Below are 24,894 nucleotides of genomic sequence, written 5' to 3'. Positions count from 1 at the left end.
AATTATTCCTTTCCTTATATTTAAGTATTTAGCTTCCTGGGGGTTGCGTATGTTGTTTGATGGTAACTTAGTCGCCGATTCTACTATTCGTCAAAAAATTCGAGATTTTCATCGTATCGATGAAAACTTGGCTGTTGATCATATTTTGCCTGAGGCAGAAGTTAATATGCGAGCACGTAGCCGTGCCTGGGAGCGAGCGCGCAAAATGGTGCTGCAAATACGCCGTGAACAGGAAGGTACTGGCGTTGTTGAAGCATTACTCAATGAGTATTCTCTTTCTTCGGCTGAAGGTGTGGTGCTAATGTGCCTAGCGGAAGCATTATTACGGGTACCTGACAAAAAAACTCAGGATGAGCTGATCCGCGATAAGCTTTCAAAGGGAAAATGGAGTACGCATTTAGGTACCAGTAATTCACTCTTTGTGAATGCATCATCCTGGGGCCTGCTGTTAACCGGCAGCATGGTTAACTTCAGCGATACTCGCAAAAGCAATCAGTTTGGTTTATTGAAAAAAACCCTTGGCCGAATGGGTGAACCAGTTATTCGTAAAGCCATGAATATTGCGATGAAAGTCATGGGAGAGCAGTTCGTAATAGGTGAAACTATTGTTGCTGCGGTCAAGCGTGCGGAACAAAAAGAACGTAATGGTTATGTCTATTCTTACGATGTGCTGGGTGAAGGCGCAAGAACTGAAAAAGATGCGGAGCGTTATTTTCAATCCTATGTTAAGGCACTCGTTGTTATTGGTGAAGCCGCTAAAGGCAGAGGCCCTCGAAAAAGCCCTGGGATCTCAGTTAAATTGTCAGCGATTCATCCCCGCTACGAGTTTAGTCACAGAGACAGAGTGCTTAAGGAACTCCCGCAAAAACTAAAATCCTTATGTTTACTGGCAAAAAAATATGATATTGGTTTAACGGTCGATGCTGAAGAATCTGAGCGTCTGGATATCTCTCTTGATATTATTGAAATAGTATTTAGCGATCCTGAGTTAAGTGATTGGGATGGTTTCGGTTTGGCGGTTCAAGCTTATCAGAAGCGGGCTATTTTTGTGATCGACTGGTTGCGCGAGCTAACCGAGAAAGTGGGTCGTAAAATGATGGTACGACTGGTCAAAGGAGCTTATTGGGATACTGAGATAAAAAATGCGCAAAAAGACGGGCTTGAGCATTATCCTGTCTTCACCCGTAAGTCTTCCACCGATGTGTCTTATCATGCCTGTGCTAATCGCCTGTTAGACTATCGCGATACTATCTATCCTCAATTTGCAACGCATAATGCTTATACCGCATCGGTCATTATTGAGCTTGCCGGTGATGATAAAGAAGGCTTTGAATTCCAATGTTTACATGGCATGGGAGACAGTTTGTATGATCAAATTGTGACCACTGATAATATTCAATGTCGAATTTACGCACCCGTTGGTCAGCATGAAGATCTGCTCGCTTATCTGGTACGTCGTCTGCTGGAAAATGGTGCTAATTCTTCTTTTGTTAATGCCATCGTTGATGAAACCCGTCCAGTTGAATCTTTGCTTGAAGATCCTGTCGAAAAAACCCAGCGACTTAAAGTTACCTACAATGAGCAGATACTTAAACCGATCGATTTATTTGGTAAGGAAAGAGATAATTCCAAAGGGCTTGACCTTAACGATATCAATCAGATAACGCCATTAAGAGAATCGCTCGATCGTTGGTTCAATGATCACTTGCTCACATCAGACCAAGTGCCTGATGATTGTTTTGCGGTAAAAAATCCGGCTGACCATAATGAAATAATTGGCTTCCATCGTCATGACAGCCGAGAGGAAATGGTAGCTAAGCTTGAAAAAGCTCACAACAGTTTCGCGACTTGGTCACAAACTCCGATTGAGGAGAGAGCTAGTTTACTAAGACGAACCGCTGATATTTTAGAACGTCACATGGACGAACTCATTGCGATTTGTATTAAAGAAGCAGGAAAAATTGCTCAGGACGGCATTGATGAAGTCCGTGAGGCAGTCGATTTTTGTCGTTATTACGCGGCTAGAGCCGAAGAACTTGCCGAAGATGACAGACTAGAGCCGCGCGGTGTGGTTTTATGTATCAGCCCATGGAACTTTCCGCTGGCGATATTTATGGGTCAGGTTGCGGCAGCAATTGTAACGGGTAACACAGTAATAGCTAAACCCGCTGAACAAACCAGCCTGATAGCTTTACGCGCTCTCGAATTAATGGAGTCTGTGGGCATGCCCGAGGGCACAGTGACAGCCGTTATTGCTAGAGGTCCTGCCGTTGGTGAAGCGCTGCTTGAAGATGAGCGAATTAAGGCGGTAGTATTTACCGGCTCAACAACGACTGGAACACATATTTCCCGCATTCTGGCAAACCGGGGTGGAGATCAAATACCGCTGATCGCAGAGACTGGGGGCCAGAACTGTATGGTGGTCGACTCAACCGCCTTGCCTGAGCAAGTCATTGATGATGTCATTTCATCGGGCTTCCAAAGTGCAGGACAACGCTGTTCAGCTCTGCGCGTCTTATTTTTACAGGAAGAAATTGCCGATGGTATGACCGAGATGTTGATCGGTGCGCTAAAGGAACTTCATATTGGTGACCCTGCTCAACTATCAACAGACGTTGGACCGGTGATTGACAGCAAAGCATTAAATAGCCTGGAAGCTCATGTTAAAGATATGGAGAATAAAGCTGAACTGCTTTATGAATGTCCGGTACCTGAAAATAACGGCACATTTTTTGCCCCACGTCTTTACCAGATAGCAGACATCTCGGTATTAGAACGCGAAGTTTTTGGTCCTTGCGTGCATATCGTCCGGTTTAAGGGCGACCAACTTGCAAATACCATCGAAAAAATCAATGCCACTGGATTTGGATTAACCATGGGTATTCATACTCGCATTGAAGAGCGCGCCATTGAACTCGCTAAGTTGTCGCGCGCAGGGAATGTCTACATCAATCGTAATATGATAGGTGCGGTGGTTGGAGTACAACCCTTTGGTGGAACAGGTTTATCCGGTACAGGTCCAAAAGCAGGCGGACCTAATTATCTTTCTCGCTTTATGAATGAAAAGGCAACGCCAGCACCACATCAGGATGATAGTGTATTGGGTGACGACAAAGCGCTGATCAGTGATAAGGTATCAAATCTGGAAACGCTTGCCTTTATGAAAAATGCTATCAAAGTAGAGCCTGAATGGCGGGTAACTAATTTAAATGATCGTATTTCTGCAGTGCGTCAGCTTCTTGCCCAAATTGCGAAGGTGACCATTGTTGAAGAATTAGCCGATGATTTTAATTCAACACTCGCGGCAGCAAGATCGCAGCTGATAAGCATTGAAAAAAAGATGAGAAGACCAAAGGCACTGCCTGGGCCTACCGGTGAATCTAACGTATTGTACTTAGAGCCTCGCGGTATTCTGGTATGTTTTGCGGATAAAAATGTAACTTTCGAATATTGGACCTTAGCAATAGTAACTGCATTAGCCACCGGTAATACGGTTATTTCGGTGGTTTCTGACTTGTTTTATGAGGAAGCATTGGCATTCAGAGATAAATTTAACGCGACGGGTGCTCCTGAAGGAGTGCTTCAAGTAGCTAAATTATGTCATTTAGAAGCCTTACTGGAGCAGGATAAATTGGCGGGTGTGGTCATTGACAGTCACAGTCCACGTCGTACCTTTATGGTGCGTAAATTGGCCGAACGTGAAGGTGCAATACTGCCGGTAATAACCTCAGAATACACTGATCACTTGATTCAACGACTACTCACTGAAAAGAGCATCAGTATAGATATCACTGCATCAGGCGGTAATACCTCTCTGATGACCTTGGTTGAAGAGGAAGACTAGTTATTTTTTTGTAAAAGTAAACGTGGTTTTTTGAGCTAAAAACCACGTTTATTTATTACCTTCCGGAGTTTAATAGCGCAGGCTTTTCAGATAACCGATCAAAAACATCAGACGAATTTCAGCCTTTTATTTCAACAGCAAGCACCTATCCTCCATTTTCTGTTTTAAAGACAGACGCTGCCATTTCATTATTTTTTAATGCTCTAATACCAAATCAATTAATTTCCCGCATCTTCTACCTGACTATAGTGCTGGCACCGCAAAGAAAATGATCGAAACCAGACCACTATGGCAAACTGCAATAAAATGACAATGGACTCTTTTTAATTCACTGAATCCTGTCAATAATTCTGTGCCGCTACTATTCTTAATAGCACTCTTTCAAAAAGTATTTATTAAAGCGCGATCGCATTATGAGTATTATCTGCTAATTGCTTTCTATTTATTTTATATACAAGCTAGAAAGGGTTAGGAAATTATGTGCGCTACTATTATTAAGCGCACTCTTTCATAAAGTGTTATTAAAGCACGATCGTACCATGCGTATTATCTGCTACTACTAATTGTTCTCTATTTATTTGACCTACAAAGTAAAAGGGGTTAGGAAATTCTGTGCGCTACTATTATTAAGCGCACTCTTTCATAAAGTGTTATTAAAGCACGATCGTACCATGCGTATTATCTGCTACTAATAATTGCTCTCTATTTATTTTATATACAAGGTAGAAGGGGTTAGGAAATTCTGTGCGCTACTATTATTAAGCGCACTCTTTCATAAAGTGTTATTAAAGCACGATCGTACCATGGGTATTATCTGCTACTAATAATTGCTCTCTATTTATTTTATATACAAGGTAGAAGGGGTTAGGAAATTCTGTGCGCTACTATTATTAAGCGCACTCTTTCATAAAGTGTTATTAAAGCACGATCGTACCATGCGTATTATCTGCTACTACTAATTGTTCTCTATTTATTTGACCTACAAAGTAAAAGGGGTTAGGAATGCGGCACAATAATCACAATTCTCTTAGTCATCTTGCTCAGGATACTTATGCAGTTATTTTAGCGGGCGGCCGTGGCAGTCGACTGTTTGAGTTAACCAATTGGCGAGCTAAACCTGCCGTTTACTTTGGTGGTAACTTCCGGATTATTGATTTTCCATTATCAAACTGCCTCAATTCGGGAATTAGCCGTGTCGGTGTTGCAACTCAATATAAGTCGCACTCTCTGATTCGTCATATTAACCGTGGCTGGGGGCATTTTAAAAGCAGAACATCCGAGTTTGTTGAGATATTGCCCGCATCGCAACGCCATAATGAGGATTGGTATCAAGGTACGGCCGATGCTGTATACCAAAATTTGGATATTATTCGCAGTCAACAACCTGAACATATTTTAATTTTATCAGGCGATCATGTTTATCGCATGGATTATCGTACCCTCTTAGCTCAACATGTTAATAGTAAAGCTGAGATGACTGTCTGCTGCATTGAAACATCCGTCGAAGAAGCGACAGGTAACTTTGGTGTTATGACGGTGGATGCGGACAATAGGGTTATTGCATTTAATGAAAAACCGGCTGTTCCTAACGAAATACCGGGTAAACCAGGTCGATGTTTAGCTTCAATGGGTAATTATGTTTTTAATACTAAATTTTTATTCGAACAGTTAAAAAAAGACCATAAGAATGAAAGCTCTAGTCATGATTTTGGCCATGATCTTATCCCGTCAATCATTGATGAGTGTGATGTTTTTGCTTTTTCTTTCAAAGATCCAAATACTAACCTTCAGCCTTACTGGCGAGATGTTGGTACATTAGATTCTTTTTGGGAGGCAAATATGGAACTCGTAGAGCCTACACCGCAATTGGATTTATATGACACATCCAGCCCAATTTATACTTATCAGGAACAACTGCCACCCGCTAAATTTATTTTTGACAATGAGATAAGACGAGGCACTGCGCTTGATTCAACGGTTGCCAGCGGCTGTATAATCTCAGGTGCAACCATTTGCAAGTCATTATTATACTCAAGTGTTCATGCGCACTCCTATAGTTATATTGAATACTCTGTATTAATGCGTGGAAGCGATGTGGGTGAGCACTGTCAATTACGCCGGGTTATTGTCGATACTAAGTGTTTTATCCCGGCAGGTTTATCTATTGGTTACGATAGAGAAAAAGATATAGCCAATGGTTTTCGTGTTACAGAGAAAGGAATTACTCTTGTCACTAAAGATATGCTGGCGGCATTAGCTCAAAAACAGTCTGGTTAACCTTATCTTATACCTTGTTAAGTCAGCCTGTAAGCAAACTGCAACCCAGCCTGTCATTGATACTGTTAGCTCTTTTTTAAATAACAAATGCCCAAACGACTTGAAGATCTAGATTTCTGTATCTTTAAGTCGTTTTGATATAGTTTGCTATAACAATTAATCCTAAGCTAAGTTTACTAAAAAGGGATCCCTTGAAAGCGGGGGTTTATTATCAGACTGGTACCATGCGAGTTTATCAGCCAAATTAACGACCTCGCCAATGATCATCAGGGTTGGGCCTTGTAACCCCCCGCCCAGTTGTTCCAATTCAGATAATTGACCAATCACCACATGTTGATCTGAAGTCGTTCCCTTATTAACCAATGCGACAGGGGTTTCAGGGGCTCGCCCATGACTGAGCAATTGTGTTTGAATTTCCTGTGACTGAATCAATCCCATATAAACAACCAAAGTTTGGTTAGGAGCCGCTAATGCCTGCCAGTTAAGCTCCTCACCGTCAGTTTTGCGGTGTCCGGTCACAAAGGTCACTGACTGCGCAAAATCGCGGTGGGTTAAGGGAATACCCGCATAAGCACTGCAACCCGAGGCTGCGGTAATACCGGGAACAACCTGAAAAGCAATACCTGCTTCAACCAACTCTTCAAGCTCTTCGCCTCCCCGTCCAAAAATAAATGAATCTCCCCCTTTAAGGCGCACCACTTTTTTACCCTCTCGAGCAAATTCCACTAACATCTGATTAGTTCGAGACTGCTCTACTTCGTGATTACCGGCAGCTTTGCCCACGGAAATTAAATCTGCATCACGACGTACTAAGTCCAAAATATCTGAAGAAACCAAACGATCATATAAAACAACATCTGCCTGCTGCATCAATTGTAATGCTTTTAAGGTTAGAAGAGAGGGGTCGCCAGGCCCGGCACCAACTAAAGCCACATCTCCCTGAGTAATATCTTCGCTCAGACTCGTCTCCATTAAAGCAATTGCCTTCTCTGTTTGGCCTTTTTGCAATAGGTTAGCAAGCATTCCATTGCCAAAAAGTTTTTCCCAATAGCGCCTGCGCAAGGGAGCAACTTTAATAACTTCTTTAACACGGTGACGGAATTGTGCAGAAATAGCCGCTAATCGACCCAAATGCATGGGTAATAACGTTTCTAAACGTTCACGAATCAAGCGCGCCAGAACCGGGGCTTTACCACCGCTTGAAATAGCCACAACTAATGGTGAGCGATCGACAATTGAGGGAAGAATAAAGCTCGAAATATCAGCTTGACCCACCACATTAACTAATAATTGTTTTGCATGGGCGGCCGTGGCGATATGCTCATTGACCTGTTTCTTATTGGTCGCTGCAATGACCAACCATTTATTTTCCAGAAGCTCTTCAGTAAATGCCTGCTCAAGTATTTTCAACTCCTTATTAGCAGCTTGTTTTAATAAAGAGGGGTTAAATTCCAGCGCGCAGACTGTCACATCGGCTCCCGCTTTCAGCAATAAATGAATTTTTCGGCAAGCAATGCTTCCTCCGCCAACAACAAGGCATGGGCGGTTTTCAAGTTTGGTAAAAATTGGCAGGTAATCCATAGTCGCACTCTATTCATGTAATTTTCGATCGATATCGACACTATAGAGAATTAATTGACACAGATGAAACACTAAAATAAGATTTGTTATTTCAAAATATAATAATGGTTAACCAGAGACTGATTTCCCTGCGGCAATGATCGGGGAAAAGGTTCCTAATTATAGGGAAGAAGCGTAGGTTCTGTTGATCAATAAATTGAGGTTAAAAAAATGCCATCGACTCTGGAGTGATGGCATTAAGAAAAAATTGACTACTGACGTGCTGCTTAGCTCACTTCAGCTGCAAGCGTTTTGCTAACAAAATCAATACCCATTTCAATATCAGCATGTAATACAGATAACATTTCTTCTTTTTTGGTCTCTTCGAAAGAACTCAATTCACCATAAGGTAATACCTTATCAATGCCATTTTTACCCAATAATAGTGGTTGAGTAAAGAAAGGAGAAGCTGGATTGCCACCGTCTACATAGGCATTTTGAATAATACCCTGTTTTCCTGACAAAGCGTGAACAAGCTGAATAGCAAAGCGAGAAGCTGCACAGGCCATCGAAAGCGTTGCAGAACCACCGCCTGCTTTTGCTTCAACCACTTCTGTGCCGGCATTTTGGATGCGAGAAGTTAAGTCGATCACTTCCTGATCCGTAAATGAAACGCCCTGAATCTGCGATAAAACTGGCAAGATAGTAGTGCCGCTGTGACCACCAATAACATTGACTCGAACATCTTCAGAAGGTAAACCTTTTAACTCAGCGACAAACTCTTCGGCACGAATAACATCTAAGGTTGTAATACCAAATAATTTGTTTTTATTGTAAACACCTGCAGCTTTTAACACTTCAGCAGCAATTGCGACTGTTGTATTAACAGGATTGGTAATGATTCCAATACAAGCTTCCGGTGCGACTTCTGCAACCTTAGCAACTAAGTTTTTAATAATACCAGCATTAATATTAAATAAATCAGAACGATCCATACCCGGTTTACGGGCAACTCCTGCTGAAATCAAAATAACATCGGCACCTTCAATAGCTGCAGTAGGATCTGTACCGGCAAAACCTTCAACTTTAACACTTGTTGGGATGTGGCTTAAATCTTTTGCAACTCCAGGTGTAACCGGAGCAAGATCATAAAGTGATAAAATTGAATTTGCAGGTAAATCAAGTTTTAACAATAAAGCAAGTGCTTGCCCAATACCACCGGCGGCTCCAAGAACAGCAATTTTCATAACGACTCCAATATGTATCTAATTAATGATATAAATGTGAATGGTCATTTTAATGAAAAATCAGCAAGCATGTAATAAATATTGATGAATTGTGAGCGATATATGAATAATAATAATAAAAAATAAAATTAAGTGAGGTCACGCTATTTTTAAACAATAATAGTTTGAAAAGCAGCAAGAGTTGCTTGATAGCTGAAACTGGAGCCCCAAACAACTTTTTTTGGTGATTTGTTTATTAATTTGTGATGTGAAGTGACAGGTTTAAAAATAGCGTTCATATATTTTTTGGTAAGTACCATTTTCAGTAATAATTTTAAGACCCAAATTCAAGCGGTTTTGCAGGATGACATTTCCTTTTTGAATCGCGATACCATAGCCTTGCGAAAATAATTTCCTCTGGGAAGAATTAATTTTCTGAACGTCAAAATGAATGCGATTATCTTTTTGTTTTAAAAATTCCGATGCGACCGCTTGATCGACAAATGCCGCATCAATTTTTTCGGCACTTAAATCCGAAAGAATTTCGTAATAGGTGACATAAGAGATGATAAAACTATTCTCTTTTTCATATTTAATTAAATATTCCTGGTTGGATGAGTTGGAACGCACACCTATAAATTTGCCCACCGTTGAGAAACGTTCTTCAGCTGATTTTTTACTGATAAAGACGGGCGTATTTTCATAATAACTATTGGTGAAACCCACTGTTTTTAAACGTTCGCTGGTAATATCTAAAGCGGAAATAACCGCATCAAAACGAGCGAAAGATAATGACAGTAGCAGGCTCTCAAAACGTTGATGGTGAAAACTGCAGGTTAAATTAACGGCTTTACAAATCGCTTTAGCCATATCAATATCAAAACCTTGAATCTGTTGCTGTTCATCTAAGTATTCAAAAGGGTAATAATTTGCATCGGTCGCAAAACGAACTTTTATATTATCGTTAGGAACGGCTGTCGAGGATAAGACAGTAAGGGGCGAAAACAATAGAAATATTGAAAGAAAAAAGCGCAAAATAAGCATGTTGTTTAATATCCAATTCATTTATTAATAACAAAAAATTCACGTTGTAGACGTTTAAAACACTTATTGCAAATGATATATACTACACCGATCTTAACATTTAATGACAGTCTATTTTAAACACAGCTCTGAAATTGAATAGTTATGCATTTTAATTGTAGATTAATGGGTTGATAAATGCTTAATATTCATTACTATTACGCCCTTGAAACACTCAAAAGAATAAATAATGAAGCAATCAACAGAATTAATGACATTTTTCAAAGCATTATTAGAAAAAGAACATTTTAGCTCTCAAGGTGAGATAGTAGAAGCCTTGGTTAATGCTGGTTTTAATAATATTAATCAGTCAAAAGTTTCCCGCATGCTAAGTAAATCGGGCGCAGTACGCACACGTAATGCGAAACAAGAAATGCTCTATTGTCTACCGGCTGAGCTGGGTATCCCGATAATCACAAGCCCATTAAAAAACCTTGTATTAGATATAGATCGCAATGACAGTATGATTGTTATTCGTACCAGTCCCGGTGCCGCTCAGTTAATCGCTCGCTTATTAGATTCGATCGGTAAAACAGAGGGAATATTAGGCAATATCGCCGGTGATGATACTATCTTCACAACCCCTACGAACTCTAAAAAAATACAGGAAACGATGAATATTATTAAGAATTTATTTAATTAATTCGCACTATCGAAAACGTCATTTTTTTATGGCGATTCTTTAGGAAAATCTGAGAATATTATTCTCAGCAATTACCCGTTTTAAATTCTTTCATTCATAACCGACTTGCTATATTAACAGCTGCCTTTAGGTCTATCGTAACACTTCACATATTATCCCTTAAGCTTGAAGGACTCCTGTCGCTTTGTTGATAGCATCCTACACTTACCTGCACAGGGAATTATACAGCGAGGTGATTTTATGAAAAAAGCTCAAGGATTTACATTAGTTGAACTATTAGTTGTGATAGCGATTATCGGCATATTAGCAGGTATTGCTTATCCCACCTATAAATCCTATACGCTTCACGCAAATCGCAGTGATGCCAAAAATGAGTTGCAAAAAGCACAGTTAGTACAGAGTAGTTGGCATATTTTAAATCCAGACTATTCAATGGTCTCAGCCGATGTCGGACTACCGGATAATCATAACTATTATACTTTTACTATCATCTCAGCAGGAAGTACAACTTATGCAATGAAAGCGGTTGCTAAAGCGGGGACAATGCAGGCAAATGATAAGGCTGAATGCACCACCTTAGTGATCAACCAGGACAATGCACATTATGACGCATCGGATACAAACAATGATCAGTGCTGGTGATCATGAAAGGCTTGGATAATATTAAGCCTTTCTGATCCTGTAAAAATAACCTCTGAGCTAATAACGCGTATTAAGTTCTGTTTTATTAAAAAATTCTCGCGATTGATCTAAAATGTGTTGGTAGATAACATTATACGCTAATACATTTTTTACATAGTTACGCGTTTCTTTATAGGGAATGGTTTCAATCCAACTGTCCATCTCCAAGCTTTGCCCTGCTTTACCTTTCCAGCTATCGACGCGATGAGGACCCGCATTATAAGCCGCTGTAGCAAGGATTCGATTACCACTGTAACGTTTTAATAACATATCAAAATAGGCTGTGCCTAACTGCACATTAATAGCACCATCATTTAACTGTGCCTGATTTTTATAATCTTTCATGCCTATCATTTGCGCCGTTTCTTTTGCAGTCGCAGGCATCAGCTGCATATAACCACTGGCACCCACTCGAGATTGAGCATACTCGTCAAAAGCACTCTCCCGACGAGTCAGAGCATAAATATAAGTTGGCTCCAATTGGTATTGATTTGCCGTATTTGCAAATAAGCCAGATTTTACCTTGGGGAAACGTATATTCAACGCATCCCAACTCTTGCTGTTAATACTGGCCATCACAGACAGATGTGCCCAACCCTTTTGGTATGCGTACAAGCCTAACTGCAGTTGTGTATTTTTATCGTTATTATTTAATAGTGCATACCATTCCCGCTTTAAAAGTGCATTGTGTTTTTGGTATGCTAACTCTCCAATATAAGCAAGATCTGCTTTTTTCATCTTTAAGCTGTCACTCTTTTCACTGACTAACTTGGCATTAAGCTGATAATCAAGGCCCAGCTTTTGAGCCGCCAGAAAACTATAATAACGTCTTTGCCCGGCAATCTTAAGATAGAGTTTATCGGCTTGTTTCTGCTGTTTTTTATTTTCTAATACACGCGCTTGCCAATATATCCATTTGTCTTTTTCTTGTAACCTTTCCGGCAAGACGTTTAACCAATATTCAATATCTTTCCAATTATCCAATTTTATTGCATAGCGAATTCGCAGTTCAAACAATCCGTCATCATCTAAAGAGACAAGCTCTTTATCTAACCATGGCAGTTGACTCTCCACCTCATACAATAGGGTTCGTAATGCAAAATATTTTTTTAATGTCTGGCTTTCAGAGGCAGTAAAGGGGATTTTTTTCTCATAACGATTAAACAAATCCATTGCCGAATTCAGATCGACTCGAGCTAAGCGTTTAATACTCATTTGTAAAAATAGAAAACTAGCCTGCGTTCTACTTTGAAATAATTCACTGTTCAGCAAGCTCTCAGGTTTTTTATATAACGCATATAATTGGGTTGCGAGCACCCTATTATCCCCTTTCATCCAAGTAGTTAAATAACGCATTAATGCAGGGGAATTATTTTGATAAGCCAAGCTAAAACGTTGCCAAACTAATTTTTCTGAAAGGGTGTTATTGTCCCGGTAAACCGCAATAACATTATCACAGGCTGGCGGTAAGGAGCTTCCCGTTAACCAGGTTTTTTTAAATTCAGGCCAAATTTCTTCCGTCTTACCCTGGTTTATTTTTGCTTGGAAGTAATTACATTTGAGATCCTCACTATTAGGCAATTGCGGATAAAAATCCAAAAATTCCTTCCAGGCGTAATTTCTTGCTAAAAAGCGTAAATAATCTCTTTCTAAATCTAAAGAAAGACTGCGGTTGGGGTTGTTGTTAATAAATGCGTGCACCGCTGCTGCATTATTGGTAGCAAAATGTGCCTTAATAGTCTCGAATTCAAGCAGGTAAGTTAACGGATATTCAGCGATTAATGCTGCGGTTTTTTGTGCTTGCTCCCACTCACCTTGTGCTTGTAAAACAACAGCCTGAGAGTAGAGCTCTCTTTGCTTATCGAGATCATCAGCCGCGACAAAACTTGTCAGAGAGAAAAAACCGCAACACAGTAGTAAGAATTTATTCACAAAAGCTCTCCAAAAAGGTTAGTTATACCAAAAGAATTAATGAAGTGATCAATGATTGCGAAGGAAAAATGAGTACTAACAAGGCGTGAGTTGCATTCGATCGTTATTCTTCTTCACAAAATCGTACGGAACGATTTTGAACAGCTTTAGCTGACCACAAAGTGGTGAAGAACAGGATGTTCTGAATAAAACTCACAACGCAGTTAGGGATAATTTTAACCAGCAAGGATGATCATCTTTTTAGTTCTTTTGGTATTATGCTCTCATATCATCACAAAACAGAGGATAATAATAGTATTTTTGTGTACTCATGGCGAGGCTGTGCAAATATTTTTTTGGTGGTCCCCTGTTCAACAATTTCACCATTGTACATCACTAATACACGATGGCTAATAGTGCGGACAACAGACAAATCATGACTGATAAAAAGATAACTTAAGCCGAGTTCTTTTTGCAGTGAGATTAACAGTGCTAATATCTGTTTCTGGATACTGCGGTCTAAGGCTGACGTTGGCTCATCTAATACAATTAACTGCGGTTTTAAAATCAATGCTCGCGCAATTGAGATTCGTTGACGCTGCCCCCCCGAAAACTCATGGGGGTAACGCAAGCCACTGTCTTTTTCCAGGCCAACTCGTTGTAAAACTTGCTCAACTTGGGCATCTATTTCTTGACTGGATAATGGTTTTTTTGGTTGATGAACCTGCAGCCCTTCGGCAATAATATCGCGAACAGACATACGCGGACTTAAACTTGCAAAGGGATCCTGAAAAACTATCTGTAATTTTTTCCTTAATTTTTGTAGCTCGTTATGTTTAATTGCATTTATTTTTTCACCCAGATAAACAACGTCTCCAGTACTTTTATTAAGCTGCAGTATCGCTTGCGCTAAGGTACTTTTCCCGGAGCCGCTTTCCCCCACTATTGCAACCGTTTCACTCTGATGAATCTGTAAACTGACATTTTTAACAGCTTGTAAACTACGGGTGGTTTTTCCCCAAAAATTTTTCTTTAATGGGTAACTCACATTAATATTAGCCGCACTTAAAATAAGTTGGGGTGCCGTTAATTCCGTCATCTCACCGGCAGGTTCGGCATTTAATAAGAGTTTAGTATATTCGTGCTTAGGGTTTGAGAAAAGCGCATTTTTACTGCTATATTCTATGCTTTTCCCATCGTGCATAACTAATACTGAATCGGCAATATGCTTAACAACATGAAGATCATGGGTAATGATTAACACCGCCATATTAAGACGTTTTTGTAATGATTTTAACAGATCCAAAATTTGCCTTTGAATGGTCACATCAAGGGCAGTGGTCGGCTCATCGGCAATCAGCAGTTCTGGCTCGTTAGCGAGCGCCATTGCGATCATAACGCGTTGACGTTGTCCGCCGGATAACTCATGAGGATAGGAAGCTAAACGTGTCTCCGGCGCTTCAATGCCCACCAAATCTAATAACTCAATAATACGCGCATGGGATGCCTTACCTGTTAGTCCTTTATGGATCAATAAAGTTTCAGCAATCTGCTTTTGCACCGTATGCAGAGGGTTGAGTGAGGTCATGGGCTCCTGGAAAATCATGCCCACTTTATTGCCGCGAATAGTTTCAAGTACTGCGGCCTCTTTTCCCACTAACTGCAAACCATCTATATAGATTTCACCCGCGGGGTGGTGTGCGTGGGGATAGGGTAATAACTGCAGAATAGAGAGGGCAACCAGAGACTTACCCGCACCACTCTCACCCACAATCGCTAATGTTTGCCCTTTATCAAGGCTAAAACTTACCCCACTGACAATATTTTTATCGCCAAAACTGACCGCCAGATTTTCTATTTTTAATAATTCATTTTTGCTACTCACAAGGATCTCCTTGGATCAAATGCATCACGCGTTGCTTCTCCGATAAAAACTAATAAGACCAAAATAGTAGATAATGAAATAAATGCAGTAATAGCAAGCCAGGGGGCATGCAGGTTGTCTTTTCCCTGAGCGACCATCTCACCTAATGATGCAGAACCCAAAGGTAAACCAAAACCGAGGAAATCTAAGGAGGTTAACGTGGTTAAAGCCCCGGTAAATAGATAAGGCATAAAAGTTAAGGTTGCAATCATGGCATTGGGTAAAATATGTTTAAACATGATTTTTTTATCGCCAACGCCCAAAGCGCGGGCGGCTTTAACATATTCTAAGTGCCGCCCGCGTAAAAACTCCGCACGCACCACACCCACTAAACTTGGCCAGCTAAAAAGAATCATCAGACCTAATAACCACAGAAAAGTAGGCTCCACAAAACTGGCTAAAATAATCAGCATAAATAACATCGGCAGACCTTCCCAAATTTCTAAAAAACGCTGCCCGAACAGATCTATTCGTCCGCCGTAATACCCCTGAACAGCACCGACAATAATACCAATAACTGAGCTGACTAAGGTTAACGCTAACGCAAAAAAGACAGAAATTCTAAATCCATAAACCAAACGCGCCAAAACATCCCGTCCCTGGTCATCGGTTCCCAGATAGTTAATATCACTGGGTGGTGAGGGTGCCGGTTCGGTTAATTCAAAATTAATACTATCAAAATAAAAAGGGATCAGCGGCCAGATAATCCAGCCCGCTTTGTTAATTTGCGTCACCATATAAGGATCACTAAAATCCGTGGTGATATCAAAATCACCCCCGAGTTGATTCTCAGGAATATCCTCAACAAGGGGGAAATACCAATGCTGCTGGTAAGAAACCATAATAGGTTTATCATTTATCCACAGTTCACCCAGCAAACTGGCTAAAAATAAGATTAAAAAGATCCACAGCGACCAATAACCGCGTTTATTATTTTTGAACTGCAACCAGCGATCCACATTCACCGGATTGTTGCGCATCTCTTGCCATGTGTTTAATAATGACATCTTAACGCCCCTCAAAAGTAATGCGTGGATCAATCAGAGTATAAGTGATATCACTGATCAGTTTTAAAACCAGCCCCACTAGAGTAAACATATAAAGCGAGGCAAAAATCACCGGGTAATCCCGGTTGATAACAGATTCAAAGCTTAATAGACCTAAACCGTCTAAAGAAAAAATAACTTCAATTAACATCGAACCAGTAAAAAAAATACCAATCAATGCCGCGGGTAAACCCGCCAAGACTAATAACATGGCATTTCTAAAAACATGACCATACAAAATGCGCTTATCCGAGCAGCCCTTGGCGCGGGCAGTCACCACATATTGTTTATGAATTTCATCAAGGAAAGAGTTTTTAGTAAGCATAGTCAGGGTTGCAAAACTGCCCAATACAGAGGCAAAAACAGGCAGGGTAAGATGCCAGAAATAATCTTTAATTTGCGCCATCAAGCTTAATTCCGAGAAATTATCCGAGGTTAATCCGCGCAGAGGAAACCAGTCATAATAAGAGCCACCGGCAAAAAGAACAATCAGCATAATAGCGACAATAAAACTTGGGAGCGCATAGGCAACGGTCACAATAGTACTGGTCCAAATGTCAAAAGAATGACCATGGGAGGTGGCTTTTTTAATGCCCAGTGGGATAGAAATCAAGTAGACCAGCAGCGTCGTCCAAAGCCCCAGTGAAATTGAAACGGGCATTTTTGAAATAATTAAATCGGTGACTTTTTCATTGCGATAAAAGCTTTCGCCAAAATCAAATTTTATATAACGCCATAACATTGAAAAGTAACGCTCTACAATAGGTTTATCAAAACCATAGAGTTTTTCAAGTGCTTTAATATATTCAGGATCCACCCCTCGGGAACCCCTGTATTTACTTTCGCCACCCTGTTTTATTTCACTGTTAGTGCCTGATGCAACACGCGTTGTATTAGCATCGCCTATGCCCTGATATTGTGCAATCGCTTGTTCAACGGGACCACCGGGGGCAATCTGCACAATAAAAAAATTAATGGTCATAATGCCTAACAAGGTCGGAATAATAAGTAATAAACGTCTTAAAATATAATAATTCATTATTGACTCTCCTCCTGATCATTTTCAGCCTGCGTTGACCACCAGGTGGATAAACCCAAATCATATATTGGCGCAATATTCGGACGAGAGAATTTATTCCAATAGGCGATTCGATAGGCGGGCAGATACCACTGGGGAATAACAAAATGCTGACTAAGCAAAACACGGTCTAAGGCTTTGGTTGTCTGCACCAGCTCTTTCCGTGTATCGGCCATAATTAATTTAGTGACCAGCTGATCAATGACCGGATGACAAACCCCGGACCAGTTTGCGGTTCCGGGCTCCATCATACTATCGCAGCCCCAATGACCCGATTGTTCATTACCCGGCGATATTGATTGCCCTTTGCGCAATGATACCAAGTCAAAATCAAAATTATTTAAACGGTTGATATACTGGGAAACATCAACCAGTCGAAGCGATGTTTTTATTCCGATACGCTGCAGATTACGGCGAAATGGATGCACCACACGTTCGAAATCCTTACTATAAAGTAAAAACTCAAAGCTTAATTGCCGGCCGTTCTTATCCTGCATTTTACTGTCTTTTAACTGGTATCCGGCAAGTTCAAGTAATGCCACAGCTTTTCTCAGCCGCCCTCGAACATTGCCGTCTGCACTGCTTTCCAGGAATTTGATAGGTTCAAAAACAGCCTTTGGCAGCTGTGCTTTATAGGGCCGTAAAACAGCACGTTCAGCGGCAGAAATATTTTCTTGGGTGGATAACTCAGAGCCAGAATAAAAGCTGTTAATACGCGAGTAAGCGCCATAAAAAAGGGTTTTATTGGCCCATTCAAAATCAAATAACAAAGCAATCGCTTCACGGACATTAACATCTTTAAATTTTTCTTTACGCAGATTAAACCAGAAACCCTGCATACCCTGCGGATTTTTATCGGCAATTTTACTGGTGATAATTGCGCCTGAATCAAAGTTTTCACCGACATAACCCGTTGCCCAACGCTTTGCCGAGCTTTCCAGGCGGTAATCAAAATTACCCGATTTAAACGCTTCAAAGGCAACACTATCATCGCGATAATAATCAAAGATCATAGTGTCAAAATTATGCAGGCCTTTATTAACGGCTAAATCTTTTGCCCAATAATCTTTCACTCTTTTGTAAGTGATTCTTTTTGAAGCATCAAAACTCTCTACTTGATAGGGACCCGAACCAAGCGGAATAGTTAAGCTGCTTGTGGAAAAATCCTTATCCGCCCAAAAGTGTTCTGGTAAAATGGGAAGCTGACCAATGATTAAAGACAATTCCCGATTACCAACTTCTTTAAAATAAAAAGTGACCTGCTGGTCATTATCCACCACCACATCCTTTACCCCGGAATAATAAGAGCGATAATGTGGCGCCCCTTTTTCGACCAACAATTCAAAACTGAACTTAACATCACTGGCCTGAATACTTTTACCATCGTGAAATCGCGCCTTTTTATTGATCATAAAACTGACCGATGTAAAGTCACTCGCCACTTTCACTTTTTCCGCAATCAATCCATAACTGCTAAAGGGTTCATCTCGTGACTGAGCCAGTAAAGTATCGTAAATCATAGTGATCCCACTGGCTGCATTGCCTTTTACAATAAATGGATTTAGGGAGTCAAAACTACCAATAGCCGCTTGTCTAAAGACGCCTCCCTTAGGTGCATTTGGATTTACATATTGAAAATGTGCAAAATTTGGCGCATATTTAAAGTCTCCATACATACTAAGCCCATGCTGCCAGGCACTGGCAAATAACAAAGAACTGCAGCTACTTAAATAGCAAAATAGCAAAAGGCGTGTAAACTTAAAGAGTGAGAGTCGAAACATATAATAGATTCAGCTGTTAAATAAGAGGAGTAATGGGAACAAAGATAGCAAAAGAAAAATTAAAAAAACATTTAAATTAAAAAAGTAAGAGGTAAAAGTAATGAAGTTATCTTTTCAGGATGCCCTAAGTTTTTCCGCACAACAAGGAATGATTATTTTTATTTTAAGAAAAACAAACCTAGGTCAAATAATAATTTCATTAATAGTACAAGCCAGAAAAGTGTAAAAAATTGTGACAAAGATCGCTTTTAAAGTTGGCAAAAAAGAATAATCTATTTGTAAATGCAATAAACGTACAATCAAGAGGTGTCTTATATGAGAATTGAAATCACAAGTAAACAAATTACTATCACTGATACAATGCGCACCAAAGTAGAGGAACGGTTCGAAAAACTAGAAAAACTACAAATTCCTCTTATCACTCCCCACGTCATTATCACCAAAGAGCCTAAAGGCGTAAAAATAGAAGCCACAATTAACGTTCCTAATGATAAGATTTTTGCACATGCACAGAACGATGATTTGTATGTAGCAATTGGACAATTATTTCAAAAATTAGAACGTCAGTTGACTAAATACCTCCATAAATCTGAAGCGAGTCGCGCAAAAAATAACGGTAAAGATATGTGCCGAACAGGAGAAATTTCAGGCGAAGCGATTGAAGAACCAGAGATTGAAATTGAATCAGATGCTGAAATAAAATTAAATAAAGAGTTCGCAGCATAAAACTGATACAAGGCAAGTAAGTAAATAAAAAAGGAGGTTAAAAACCTCCTTTTTTATTACCTGGAAAAAAGGTTATAAATTGTTCTTTATTTATCTTCGTAATGGCGATTATCATGGGCCTGCTGCAGTAGCGAACGACTTTCATCAAGAAAAAGAGAAGAGTAATCCCCCATCCATTCGGTTACCGATTCAAAACGTTTAATAAACTGCTCCCGATCCGCATTTTCAAGTAACTCAATCGCCTCGGCAAAATGCTGATGATAACGTTTGATCATCACCAGATTATTTTTTTGTGAAAGAATAATATCGGCATATAAAGCAGGATCCTGCGCAAACAAGCGTCCGACCATCGCCAGCTCCAAACGATAAATTGGGGAGCTTAAATCTAACAACTGTTTTAAATCAGCATTAACTTCTTTTAAATGGCTTCCGTAGACAAAACTCGTAAAGTGTCGTAATGCTTGAATCAGGGTCATCGACTCATCGTGAACTGTCGAGTCAACGTTATAAAGATGCGCTCCCCAGATTTTCATCTGTTCGATTAACCACTGGTACTTCTCTTCACCCCGACCATTACAATAAACAACAACCTGCTTGGCAAAACTGCTAATATCAGGACCAAACATAGGATGTAAACCAACAACCGGTCCTTTATGCACCTTCAGCATTGCCTGTAACGGTCCATCTTTTACGCTGGTAATATCAGCTAATATACAATCTTCGGGGAGATAGCTCAGTTGCTCGATAACTGAGACAGTGACATCAATGGGTGAACCGACAATAACCAGACCTGCATGACTGCATATCTCCTCTGCCTTGTCCCAATTAGCACGTCCTAGAATATCAACTTCATAGCCTGATAGCTTAAACATTTCCACAAAACGCTGACCTAATAAGCCGTTCCCACCAATGATAACAATTCTTTTCATCTTTGGATTAACCGTTTTAAAGCCAGTATCATTTTCACTGGCGTAGGATTCGCGCATTGTACGGCGCAGGATATCCTCGATTAAATTGGCCGGCACGCCTTTAGATGATGCTTCCTCGCGGCGTTTAGCCAGCATAGCCGCTTCACGCTCAGGAACATAAATAGGTAAACCATGCTTGGCTTTAACCTCACCCACTTCACCAACCAAACGCAGACGCTCAGCAAGCAGGTCAATTATCTGCTGATCAACGGCATCAATTTGATCTCTTAATTTACTTAAAGGCATAAACCCTTCTTATCTTGTTTTTAAAGTATCTTTTAATACATTGACAGCTTCAGCAAGAAGTTGACTCGTTGTTTCCCAATCAATACAGGCATCAGTGACTGACACACCATATTTAAGGGACGCTTTAGGCAATGTGGCTGCTTGATTACCTTCATTAATATTACTTTCTAGCATAATACCGACAATGGATTTATTTCCTTCAGTCACCTGATGGAATACATCTTTTGCCACTAAAGGCTGCAGGGTATGATTTTTATTTGAATTTTCATGGCTGCAGTCGACAATTAATACTTCTTCTACTTTGGCTTTTTTAAGCGCCTGCTCAGCCAGTGCAACGTTGACGGAATCATAGTTTGGCTTACCACCACCACCACGTAAAATAACATGTCCATCTCGATTACCCGAGGTCTGCAGTAATGCACTTTGGCCTAACTGGTTAATACCCATAAAACGATGTGGAGAAGACGCAGATTTCATCGCGTTGACAGCGGTAGATAAACTGCCGTCGGTGCCATTTTTGAAACCAACCGGCATTGATAAACCACTTGCCATTTCGCGGTGAGTTTGTGACTCAGTAGTACGCGCGCCAATTGCAGACCAACTAAACAGATCGCCTAAATATTGCGGGCTGATAGGATCAAGCGCTTCCGTTGCAATAGGTAAACCTAATTCGGAAATCCATAGCAGTAGTTCGCGAGCTTGCTTTAATCCAGTTTCAATTTCGAATGAATCATCCATGTACGGGTCATTGATTAACCCTTTCCAACCAACTGTGGTGCGGGGTTTTTCAAAATAGACCCTCATAACAATATAAAGCGTATCCTTATATTCCTCATGTAAGGATTTTAGGCGTGTCGCATAGTCTTTAGCGGCATCAATATCATGAATAGAACAAGGTCCGCAAATCACCAAAAAACGAGGATCTTTTTTATGCACTATATTCGACACTGTTTGGCGGGCTTCTGCGATAAACTGATAAACTTCTTCTGAAGCAGGCACTAAATCTTTTAATTCTGCGGGAGTGATTAACACTGTTTCTGATTCTATATAAATATTTTCATTTTTAGGCATAGTGATTCTCTTGTTGCTTACATTTTATGAATAAAAGTATCATAGCATAGCGGTAAAATAGATCATTCGATTAAAAGCTGTGAGCGACGAACTGCGAGCTTCGAGCCGAAAGCCGCTTATTTTGTGTTAACGGTTAACCATTCTTTTACCTCTTGGAATGTGCCCCTAAATTGTACTCGGTCGGCTTTTTTCTCAAGCTGATATTGGTACATAGGATCGTAATAATCCCTTAGTATTGACGCAATCCAGTTAAGGTGCCCCTCGACGCTCCCGGTATTTTTCTGCTGCTTGAGTGCGGCCTCCAAAACAGTATTCATTACCTTAAACTTTTCTGTTCCCAAGCGTTTTCTAATACCGTACAGGCCATTCTGTAAATATTTTTCATAAGCCTGCCACCCCTGCTCAGCTCCTAATGCTAGGTTAAACTTTTCCGTCATTAAAGTGCAGTATTCATAACAGAGTCTCTGCAGGCGAATTTCAAGAGGATCATTAACGACCACCATAGGCGCGCGCGTCATACCTGCAAACAGCCGCTCAGGAACATATAATGCGCCAACAGCTTTGCTTTCATCCTCAATAACCAAGGAGCTGGCATGTTGTGAAATATGCAGAATATCAACCGCAAGTTGATTTTCATAACTAATTTGCCGCGGCTGCTCGGTTACCTGCTTACCAAAACTGGAGCCGCGGTGATTGGCCCGACCTTCGATATCCAGCCCGTTATCAAGCGCTTGGATTAACAGTGTTTTACCACAACCTGTATTACCGCCAACAATCATTAACTTTTTCTCAGACGCCTGATCGATAACGTTAATAAGATAACGGCGCAACGCTTTATAACCACCCGGCACGATATTAATATCAACGCCGTGATCTTTCAGAAATTGCGCCGATAATCGTGAGCGTAGCCCCCCTCGGAAACAGTACAGCCATGCCGTTGGGTTTTCCTCTTTAAACTGGGCCCATTTTCTAATGCGATTTTGTATATCCGATGCCACTAACTGATGCCCGAGTGTAATGGCAGCCGCTTGTCCCTCTTTTTTATAACAAGTACCAACCTGCTCCCGCTCGTTATCTGTCATTAGCGGTAAGTTACAACTTTCAGGAAAAGCACCCTGAGCAAATTCAACGGGCGCCCTAAGGTCAATCAGCGGGGTCTTTAACAAAAATAACGAGCGGTATAATTGTTGCTCTTGAAGGTCGCTTTGTTGCATTTTTAATTCACTCATTTTATAACACTGAAATAACGGGTTGCTGAGCGTTTTTTGACTCTATTTTTCCAATCTGAAATAACTTTACACCACTGTTTTTGGCGGTTGTAAGCAATATGTCAGCGCTCGACGGTGAAACAGAAATAAGCAGGCCACCCGATGTTTGCGGATCGCATAAAATAGTTTTTTGCAGTTCACTAAGGGGTGTCACTTTATGGCCGTAACTGTCAAAATTACGCATTGAACCACCGGGTACACAACCTTGCTCGACATAATATTCAATGGCATCTAAGGTGGGAATAGCCGCAAAATCAAGAGATGCAGACAAACCGCTACCTTCGCAAATTTCCGATAAATGCCCCAACAAACCAAAACCGGTTACGTCGGTCATCGCATTGACACCCTCTATATGCGCAAACTCCGCTCCGATTTTATTAAGCTCACACATAGTATCGCGCGCCAAATTTTTATGGGCCGCCTGCAGCAAGCCCTTTTTTTCTGCTGTGGTTAAAATGCCGATACCAATAGGTTTAGACAAAAACAGCAAATCACCTTCTTTAGCCTGGCTATTTTTTTTCACTTTGTCGGTCGGTACTATGCCGGTAACGGCCAATCCGAAAATAGGCTCGGGCGCATCAATACTGTGCCCACCCGCTAATACAATCCCGGCTTCATGGCAAACCGAACGACCACCGTCAATCACCTGGGCCGCTATGCCGGGAGCCAATTTGTTGATCGGCCAGCCGAGAATAGCAATGGCCATAATGGGTTTACCGCCCATCGCATAAATATCGCTGATCGCATTAGTCGCTGCAATGCGGCCAAAATCAAAAGGATCATCAACAATAGGCATAAAAAAGTCTGTGGTACTGATAATACAACTACCGTTGCCAAGATCATAAACAGCGGCATCATCTTTATTTTCATTGCCCACTAATAGATTGGGATCCTGGAAGGCAGGAAGTGCTGATACCAGAATACTATCTAAGACTTTTGGGGAGATTTTACATCCGCAACCGGCACCGTGGCTGTACTGGGTTAGACGTACATTGGTATGTTCATAATCTGCTGACATTTTATTATCTCTCACTGATTCTTGAATAAAATTAAACTTAAGTATGTGGCAGGGAAAAGCTTAGTTAATACTTTTTATGCTTTTATACCCATGATACTTCAAGATGCAAAGTCAGCAAGGAAAATTGTGCCGAGATACTAGGCTTAAAATTGAAGTATCGTTATTCTACAGAGAGATTTTATAACAACACAGATTGGTATAATTTTCCTTGCCCCACGGGGCGCTAGCTCGAAAACCAGCGCTGCATTGCACCAATCGGAAAGGGAATAACCATTTAAGATGTAAATGCTTGCATTTACATCTACCGCTAAAGGATTAACGCAGTTAATCGCTCGAAAGGTCATGTTGCGTCTTGCTCTGGTCTCCGAGCTTGCGCCTGACAGGCATCTTGAAGCAACATGGGTATATATCAACTTTAAAGGTAAAGGATAACATTTGTCATACTTATCCGTAAAAGCATTGCTGTACGGTTTTTAAAACTAACATTAGATTAGCTTTTTTGAATCTTTTCGGCTCAGAGTCTATTAGGCCCGAGGATGCATC

The 24,894-nt window shown here is 40.6% G+C and carries 18 protein-coding genes; 6 read left to right on the top strand and 12 right to left on the bottom strand.

What is annotated here, in order from left to right; translation table 11 throughout:
• The first annotated feature begins 49 nt into the window (after window positions 1–49).
• Both putA and glgC read left to right on the top strand, forming a co-directional pair.
• Window positions 50–3,844, top strand: coding sequence for a bifunctional proline dehydrogenase/L-glutamate gamma-semialdehyde dehydrogenase PutA (gene putA / locus PING_RS01620; RefSeq protein ID WP_011768725.1), 3,795 nt, complete (start codon window positions 50–52; stop codon window positions 3,842–3,844).
• 1,002 nt (window positions 3,845–4,846) lie between these two features.
• The gene (glgC, locus tag PING_RS01615; protein ID WP_011768724.1) at window positions 4,847–6,121 is read left to right on the top strand and encodes a glucose-1-phosphate adenylyltransferase; all 1,275 of its coding nucleotides are present in this window, start codon (window positions 4,847–4,849) and stop codon (window positions 6,119–6,121) included.
• Window positions 6,122–6,283: 162 nt separating this feature from the next.
• Here glgC and cysG read toward each other — a convergent pair whose 3' ends face one another.
• From cysG to PING_RS01600, 3 genes are all read right to left on the bottom strand, one after another.
• Entirely contained in the window at window positions 6,284–7,702 is a 1,419-nt protein-coding gene (gene cysG, locus PING_RS01610; RefSeq protein WP_011768723.1) for a siroheme synthase CysG, read from the bottom strand.
• A gap of 266 nt (window positions 7,703–7,968) precedes the next feature.
• Window positions 7,969–8,928 (bottom strand): malate dehydrogenase, encoded by a 960-nt coding sequence (mdh, locus tag PING_RS01605; protein ID WP_011768722.1) that lies wholly within the window; start codon window positions 8,926–8,928, stop codon window positions 7,969–7,971.
• A gap of 261 nt (window positions 8,929–9,189) precedes the next feature.
• Entirely contained in the window at window positions 9,190–9,972 is a 783-nt protein-coding gene (locus tag PING_RS01600; protein WP_011768721.1) for a transporter substrate-binding domain-containing protein, read from the bottom strand.
• A gap of 208 nt (window positions 9,973–10,180) precedes the next feature.
• On the opposite strand from PING_RS01600, the gene argR reads away from it, so the two are divergent.
• Together argR and PING_RS01590 are read left to right on the top strand one after the other, a co-directional pair.
• Entirely contained in the window at window positions 10,181–10,633 is a 453-nt protein-coding gene (argR, locus tag PING_RS01595; protein ID WP_011768720.1) for a transcriptional regulator ArgR, read from the top strand.
• A 240-nt stretch (window positions 10,634–10,873) separates the two neighbouring features.
• A complete protein-coding gene (locus tag PING_RS01590; protein WP_011768719.1) occupies window positions 10,874–11,275 on the top strand; it encodes a type IV pilin protein in 402 nt (133 codons plus the stop codon).
• Between the two features lie 57 nt (window positions 11,276–11,332).
• Here the strand turns inward: PING_RS01590 and PING_RS01585 are convergent, their stop codons facing one another.
• The 5 genes from PING_RS01585 to PING_RS01565 all read right to left on the bottom strand — a co-directional run bounded on the left by PING_RS01585 (window position 11,333) and on the right by PING_RS01565 (window position 18,949).
• Entirely contained in the window at window positions 11,333–13,246 is a 1,914-nt protein-coding gene (locus tag PING_RS01585; protein ID WP_011768718.1) for a transglycosylase SLT domain-containing protein, read from the bottom strand.
• Between the two features lie 271 nt (window positions 13,247–13,517).
• The gene (locus PING_RS01580; protein WP_011768717.1) at window positions 13,518–15,110 is read right to left on the bottom strand and encodes an ABC transporter ATP-binding protein; all 1,593 of its coding nucleotides are present in this window, start codon (window positions 15,108–15,110) and stop codon (window positions 13,518–13,520) included.
• On the bottom strand, window positions 15,107–16,156 hold the full coding sequence (locus PING_RS01575) for an ABC transporter permease (RefSeq protein ID WP_011768716.1): 1,050 nt from the start codon (window positions 16,154–16,156) through the stop codon (window positions 15,107–15,109). Before PING_RS01575 ends, PING_RS01580 begins: the two co-directional genes overlap by 4 nt.
• Window position 16,157: 1 nt before the next feature.
• Window positions 16,158–17,234, bottom strand: coding sequence for a microcin C ABC transporter permease YejB (locus PING_RS01570; RefSeq protein ID WP_011768715.1), 1,077 nt, complete (start codon window positions 17,232–17,234; stop codon window positions 16,158–16,160).
• Complete coding sequence (locus PING_RS01565; protein WP_198134731.1) at window positions 17,234–18,949, bottom strand: extracellular solute-binding protein; 1,716 nt, start codon at window positions 18,947–18,949, stop codon at window positions 17,234–17,236. The genes PING_RS01570 and PING_RS01565 overlap by 1 nt, the downstream gene beginning before the upstream one ends.
• Window positions 18,950–19,369: 420 nt before the next feature.
• On the opposite strand from PING_RS01565, the gene hpf reads away from it, so the two are divergent.
• Complete coding sequence (hpf, locus tag PING_RS01560) at window positions 19,370–19,780, top strand: ribosome hibernation-promoting factor, HPF/YfiA family (protein WP_011768713.1); 411 nt, start codon at window positions 19,370–19,372, stop codon at window positions 19,778–19,780.
• A gap of 86 nt (window positions 19,781–19,866) precedes the next feature.
• Here hpf and tyrA read toward each other — a convergent pair whose 3' ends face one another.
• The 4 genes from tyrA to selD all read right to left on the bottom strand — a co-directional run bounded on the left by tyrA (window position 19,867) and on the right by selD (window position 24,351).
• Complete coding sequence (gene tyrA / locus PING_RS01555) at window positions 19,867–20,994, bottom strand: bifunctional chorismate mutase/prephenate dehydrogenase (protein ID WP_011768712.1); 1,128 nt, start codon at window positions 20,992–20,994, stop codon at window positions 19,867–19,869.
• A 9-nt stretch (window positions 20,995–21,003) separates the two neighbouring features.
• Complete coding sequence (locus PING_RS01550) at window positions 21,004–22,065, bottom strand: 3-deoxy-7-phosphoheptulonate synthase (protein WP_011768711.1); 1,062 nt, start codon at window positions 22,063–22,065, stop codon at window positions 21,004–21,006.
• A gap of 116 nt (window positions 22,066–22,181) precedes the next feature.
• Window positions 22,182–23,294, bottom strand: a complete 1,113-nt coding sequence (mnmH, locus tag PING_RS01545; RefSeq protein ID WP_232279397.1) for a tRNA 2-selenouridine(34) synthase MnmH — start codon at window positions 23,292–23,294, stop codon at window positions 22,182–22,184.
• 1 nt (window position 23,295) lies between these two features.
• The gene (selD, locus tag PING_RS01540; protein ID WP_011768709.1) at window positions 23,296–24,351 is read right to left on the bottom strand and encodes a selenide, water dikinase SelD; all 1,056 of its coding nucleotides are present in this window, start codon (window positions 24,349–24,351) and stop codon (window positions 23,296–23,298) included.
• A 285-nt stretch (window positions 24,352–24,636) separates the two neighbouring features.
• Here selD and PING_RS20355 point away from each other — a divergent pair, with 285 nt between their 5' ends.
• Window positions 24,637–24,783, top strand: a complete 147-nt coding sequence (locus PING_RS20355; protein WP_157035284.1) for a hypothetical protein — start codon at window positions 24,637–24,639, stop codon at window positions 24,781–24,783.
• The last annotated feature ends 111 nt before the right edge of the window (window positions 24,784–24,894 follow it).

The sequence above is a fragment of the Psychromonas ingrahamii 37 genome (genome assembly GCF_000015285.1).
GTDB classification, from domain to species: Bacteria; Pseudomonadota; Gammaproteobacteria; order Enterobacterales; family Psychromonadaceae; genus Psychromonas; species Psychromonas ingrahamii.
The sequence above is the reverse complement of the archived record's forward strand: the minus strand, read 5'-3'. Positions and strand labels throughout refer to the sequence as shown.

Coding starts and splice junctions, on each gene's coding strand:
- putA (WP_011768725.1), top strand. CDS start 50: ATGTTGTTTGATGGTAACTTAGTCGCCGATTCTACTATTCGTCAAAAA.
- glgC (WP_011768724.1), top strand. CDS start 4,847: ATGCGGCACAATAATCACAATTCTCTTAGTCATCTTGCTCAGGATACT.
- cysG (WP_011768723.1), bottom strand. CDS start 7,702: ATGGATTACCTGCCAATTTTTACCAAACTTGAAAACCGCCCATGCCTT.
- mdh (WP_011768722.1), bottom strand. CDS start 8,928: ATGAAAATTGCTGTTCTTGGAGCCGCCGGTGGTATTGGGCAAGCACTT.
- PING_RS01600 (WP_011768721.1), bottom strand. CDS start 9,972: ATGAATTGGATATTAAACAACATGCTTATTTTGCGCTTTTTTCTTTCA.
- argR (WP_011768720.1), top strand. CDS start 10,181: ATGAAGCAATCAACAGAATTAATGACATTTTTCAAAGCATTATTAGAA.
- PING_RS01590 (WP_011768719.1), top strand. CDS start 10,874: ATGAAAAAAGCTCAAGGATTTACATTAGTTGAACTATTAGTTGTGATA.
- PING_RS01575 (WP_011768716.1), bottom strand. CDS start 16,156: ATGTCATTATTAAACACATGGCAAGAGATGCGCAACAATCCGGTGAAT.
- PING_RS01570 (WP_011768715.1), bottom strand. CDS start 17,234: ATGAATTATTATATTTTAAGACGTTTATTACTTATTATTCCGACCTTG.
- PING_RS01565 (WP_198134731.1), bottom strand. CDS start 18,949: ATGTATGGAGACTTTAAATATGCGCCAAATTTTGCACATTTTCAATAT.
- hpf (WP_011768713.1), top strand. CDS start 19,370: ATGAGAATTGAAATCACAAGTAAACAAATTACTATCACTGATACAATG.
- tyrA (WP_011768712.1), bottom strand. CDS start 20,994: ATGCCTTTAAGTAAATTAAGAGATCAAATTGATGCCGTTGATCAGCAG.
- PING_RS01550 (WP_011768711.1), bottom strand. CDS start 22,065: ATGCCTAAAAATGAAAATATTTATATAGAATCAGAAACAGTGTTAATC.
- mnmH (WP_232279397.1), bottom strand. CDS start 23,294: ATGAGTGAATTAAAAATGCAACAAAGCGACCTTCAAGAGCAACAATTA.
- selD (WP_011768709.1), bottom strand. CDS start 24,351: ATGTCAGCAGATTATGAACATACCAATGTACGTCTAACCCAGTACAGC.
- PING_RS20355 (WP_157035284.1), top strand. CDS start 24,637: ATGCTTGCATTTACATCTACCGCTAAAGGATTAACGCAGTTAATCGCT.